This is a genomic window from Micromonospora sp. M51 (genome assembly GCF_018070305.1).
GTDB lineage: Bacteria > Actinomycetota > Actinomycetes > Mycobacteriales > Micromonosporaceae > Micromonospora > Micromonospora parva.
On record NZ_JAGPXZ010000537.1, the window covers coordinates 1 to 4,374 of the forward strand.

Sequence of the window (4,374 nt, forward strand, 5' to 3'; positions counted from 1 at the left end):
GGGCGGGCGGGCGACGGTCGCACTGCCGGCCTTCTCGACCGGACGCAGCGCGGCGGTGCCCTGAGTCGGGAACTCGCGCGCCCCCCGGGCGCGAGTCTCCCCCTGCCGGTTCACTCGATCGATGCGTGGCGTACCGTTTCCGAGGCGTGGAGCCCGCTCCGCCGCGATCCGGCCCCCCGACCGCGGTGCGCGCTGCCCGCCGCCGGTGACGTCCCGGCGGTCGCGCTTGTCAATGCTCATGTCCCTCCCCCTCAACATCCGTCCCTCTAGCCGTCCCGGTGCCCCTGACCCCCCACGGATCAGGCGGACCCCGTGCCCGGTTGGTGCATTCCCTTCACCCGTCGGCGGGACCGTTCGCGGTCGGTCCGCCCAAGCTCTGTCGCGTTCGGGTCGAGTCGCTCCGCGGCCCGCAGCCGCACCGAGGCGGCCCGCGGGTTCGCGGCGACCTCCGCCTCCCCGGGCAGTTCGGCGCCCCGGCTGAGCAGCCGGAACGTCGGACCGGACCCGGGAAGCTCGACCGGGAGGTCAATCGGGCCCTTACTGCGGACCCGGTCCGTGAGGGCCGCCTTGGTGAGCCTGTCCTCCAGCGAGTGGTAGGACAGGACCACCATGCGACCGCCCACGGTCAGTGCGTCGAGTGCGGATGGCAACGCTGTCTCCAGCGCTGCCAGCTCTCTGTTTACCTCGATCCGTAAAGCCTGAAACGTTCTCTTTGCCGGGTGACCGCCCGTTCGTCGGGCTGGCGCCGGAATGGAGTCCCGAACCAGCTCCGCCAGCAGCGCGGACGAGGTGATCCGGGCCCGCTCCCGCTGCCGGATGATCGCCGAGGCGATCCGACCGGCGAACTTCTCCTCGCCGTAGACCCGCAGCACCCGGGCCAGATCCGGATGCGCGTACGTGTTGACCACCTCCTCGGCGGTCACCCCCCGGGTCTGGTCCATCCGCATGTCCAGCGGCGCGTCCTGGGCGTACGCGAACCCGCGGTCGGGCGCGTCCAACTGCAACGACGAGACACCCAGGTCGAACAGGATGCCGTCGATGGCCGGATAGCCCAGCCGCTCCAGCACGTCCGGCAACTCGTCGTAGACGGCGTGCTCCAGGTGCACCCGATCGGCGAACCGGGCCAACCGGACCCGCGCGTGAGCGAGCGCCTCGGTGTCCCGGTCGAGCCCGATCAGGACCGTCTCCGGATGCGCCTCGAGCACCGCCTCCGCGTGCCCGGCCAGGCCGAGCGTCGCGTCGACGTAGACCGTCCGGCCGCCTCGACCCAGCGCGGGGGCCAGCAGCTCGAGGCACCGCTCGAGCAGCACCGGCACGTGCGTGCCGCGCAACTCCCCCATGTTGACCCCCACTGGTTGAAACGTCCGTTCTTCTCGTGCGCCTGTCGTCGGACGGCGCTGCCGTCGTACCGCCAGATCCCCATCCGCTCCCGCCTGACACCGGACCGTCGCCCAGTGACTGGATCGTGCGCCTGGCACCGGGGAAGTGATGCCAGGAACTCGAAAGCGGCTGGAGATCTCGCAGTACGTCGGGCGCCGTTACCGCCCTACAGACCGCCGGGCAGCACCCCCTCCTCGATGTCGGCGAAGTCGTCTTCGCTCTCGGCGAGGTAGGTCTCCCAGGCGACCTTGTCCCAGATCTCCACCCGCGTGCTCGCGCCGATCACCACCAACTCGCGGTTGAGTGCGGCGTAGGCGCGCAGGTGGGCCGGAATGGTCACCCGACCCTGCTTGTCCGGAACCTCGTCGTGCGCACTGGCGAAGAAGACCCGGCTGTAGGCCCGGGCCGCCTTGTGTGTCATCGGCTGTGCGCGCAACTGCTCCGCGATCCGCTGGAACTCAGGAGTCGGGAAGACGTAGAGGCAGCGCTCCTGCCCTTTGGTGACCACGACACCCCCCGCCAGCTCATCCCGGAACTTCGCCGGAAGGATCAACCGGCCCTTTTCGTCCAGGCGCGGAGTGTGGGTGCCGAGAAACATCGGCCCAACCCCCTCGCCCTTGAGCGGCGTTCGCGGCGCCGCTGACCCCCCGGGCCGGTGAGCCCTCCCGGCCTCACCATTGGTCCCCACTCTACTCCACTTCCCTCCACCCGCAACCAAATTCACCCGCGCGGCGCGCCTTACTCGGGGGCAAAACCGCACGTCACGAGGGGTGGAGCGGAGTGGAGGGCGCCGGCCGCCCCTCGGCGTGGTCCGCTTTCCGACATAGATCGACTCCGTCCGGGGGACGCCGACCCGGCCGCCCGCGCAGCCACCACGGCCGAACGGTTCACCGTCGGCGGCGATCTGGTGGGGCCGGCGGTCCGGTAACCTCGCTCGCGTGACGGACGCGAAAATGCCCCTACGGGCCAAGGTGGCCAGCTCCGTGTCACGGACCGCCGCGGCGCTCTCCCGGGCGGCTGGCCGTGGCGACGGTTCGGTGATCGGCGGGTGGATCGGCCTGAAGATCGACCCGGACCTGCTGGCCCACCTGTCGGCCGGGCGCGCGATCGCGCTCGTCTCCGGCACCAACGGCAAGACCACCACCACCCGGTTGACCTCCGCCGCGGTCGGCGTGCTCGGCCGGGTCGCCACCAACTCGTTCGGCGCCAACATGCCCAGCGGGCACACCTCGGCGCTGGCCAAGGCCGGCAGCACCCCGTACGCGGTGCTGGAGGTCGACGAGCACTATCTGGCCCAGGTGCTGGAGGCGACCGAGCCACACGTGGTCGCGCTGCTGAACCTCTCCCGCGACCAGCTCGACCGCGCCAAGGAGGTCGCCATGATGGCGCAGCTCTGGCGCGCGGCGCTGGTCCGGCACACCGACGTACGGGTGGTGGCCAACGCCGACGACCCGCTGGTGGTGTGGGCCGCCACCCCGCCTGGCGACCCCGCCCGGGGCATCAAGCCGCCGCACGTGACGTGGTTCAGCGCCGGCCAGCGCTGGCACGACGACTCCTGGGTCTGCCCGGAGTGCGGCTCGACGATCCAGCGCTCCGGCGAGCAGTGGTGGTGCACCGGCTGCCCGCTACGGCGACCGGAGCCGCACTGGGTCGTCGAGGACGAGGGCGTGCTCGACCCCAGCGGCGCCTGGCACAAGGTCTCCCTCCAGCTGCCCGGCAAGGTCAACCTCGGCAACGCGGCGACGGCGCTGGCGGTGGCGGCCGAGTTCGGCGTCCGCCCGGTCGACGCGGTGTCCCGCCTCGGCATCGTCACCTCGGTCGCCGGCCGCTACGCGCAGGTCGACAAGGACGGGCGCAACATCCGGCTGCTGCTGGCCAAGAACCCGGCCAGCTGGCTGGAGGCGTTCGACATGGCCGACGAAGCGCCGACCCTGCTCTCCATCAACGCGCGCGACCCCGACGGCATGGACACCTCCTGGCTCTACGACGTCGACTTCGCCCCGCTCCGGGGCCGGCAGGTGCTGATCACCGGCGACCGGGCGTACGACCTGGCGGTGCGGCTGGACGTCAACGACGTCCCGTTCCAGCACGTCCGGACGTTCGACGACGCGCTCCGGGCGGTCCCGCCCGGGCGGCTGGAGGTCATCGCGAACTACACCGCGTTCCAGGACATCCGAGCGGAGTTGGACCGTGTCATCTGAGAGTCTGCGCATCGTCTGGATCTACCCCGACCTGCTCTCCACCTACGGAGACCGGGGCAACGCCCTGATCCTCGCCCGTCGGGCCCGTCAGCGCGGGATGCCGGTCGAGGTGCTGGAGGTCCGCTCGGATGAGCGGCTGCCCGCGACCGCCGACATCTACCTGGTCGGCGGCGGCGAGGACGGCCCGCAGGCGCTGGGCGCCCAGCGGCTGCTCGCCGACGGCGGCCTGCACCGCGCTGTCGCCCAGGGCTCGGTCGTGTTCGGCGTCTGCGCCGGCTACCAACTGCTCGGCACGTCGTTCTTCGCCAAGGGCGTGCAGTGCCGCGGGCTGGAGCTGCTCGACCTGCAGTCCGACCGGGGTGAGACCCGGGCCGTGGGCGAGCTGGCCGGCGAGATCGACCCCCGGCTGGGCCTGCCCCCGCTCACCGGCTTCGAGAACCACGGCGGTCGCACCCACCTCGGTCCGGAGGTCTCGCCGTTGGCCCGGGTCACCGCCGGGGTGGGCAACGACGGCGCCACCGAGGGCGCGTGGCGCGGCAAGCTCCTGGGCACCTACTCGCACGGCCCGGCGCTGGCTCGCAACCCGGCCCTGGCCGACCTGTTGCTGCGCTGGGCCACCGGGGCGCACCAGCTCCCGCCGTTGGACGACACCTGGTCGGACCGGCTCCGCAACGAGCGCCGCTCCGCGGTGGCCGCCGCCCGGGCATGATCCGCGCCGTCCGGCGGCTGCTCCGGCAGCCGTCGGCCGTCCGGTTCGCCCTGCTCGTGCTGCTGATCGGCGCCTGCGGGTTAC

At 72.1% G+C, this 4,374-nt stretch carries 3 protein-coding genes and 2 pseudogenes; 2 read left to right on the forward strand and 3 right to left on the reverse strand.

Translation table 11 applies throughout. The features are described 5' to 3' along the window. From KBX53_RS23925 to mraZ, 3 genes and pseudogenes are all read right to left on the reverse strand, one after another. Positions 1-240 (reverse strand): annotated as a pseudogene (locus KBX53_RS23925) (hypothetical protein); the annotation flags it as partial. Continuing rightward, positions 230-1,340: pseudogene (gene rsmH / locus KBX53_RS23930) on the reverse strand (16S rRNA (cytosine(1402)-N(4))-methyltransferase RsmH). The pseudogenes rsmH and KBX53_RS23925, both read right to left, overlap by 11 nt. Positions 1,341-1,546: 206 nt before the next feature. Next, positions 1,547-1,978: a division/cell wall cluster transcriptional repressor MraZ gene (gene mraZ, locus KBX53_RS23935; RefSeq protein ID WP_030334529.1), complete on the reverse strand. Its 432-nt coding sequence runs from the start codon at positions 1,976-1,978 to the stop codon at positions 1,547-1,549. A gap of 355 nt (positions 1,979-2,333) precedes the next feature. On the opposite strand from mraZ, the gene KBX53_RS23940 reads away from it, so the two are divergent. Continuing rightward, positions 2,334-3,581, forward strand: coding sequence for a MurT ligase domain-containing protein (locus KBX53_RS23940; RefSeq protein WP_030334532.1), 1,248 nt, complete (start codon positions 2,334-2,336; stop codon positions 3,579-3,581). Then, positions 3,571-4,290: a type 1 glutamine amidotransferase gene (locus KBX53_RS23945; protein ID WP_030334533.1), complete on the forward strand. Its 720-nt coding sequence runs from the start codon at positions 3,571-3,573 to the stop codon at positions 4,288-4,290. Before KBX53_RS23940 ends, KBX53_RS23945 begins: the two co-directional genes overlap by 11 nt. Positions 4,291-4,374 lie beyond the last annotated feature (84 nt).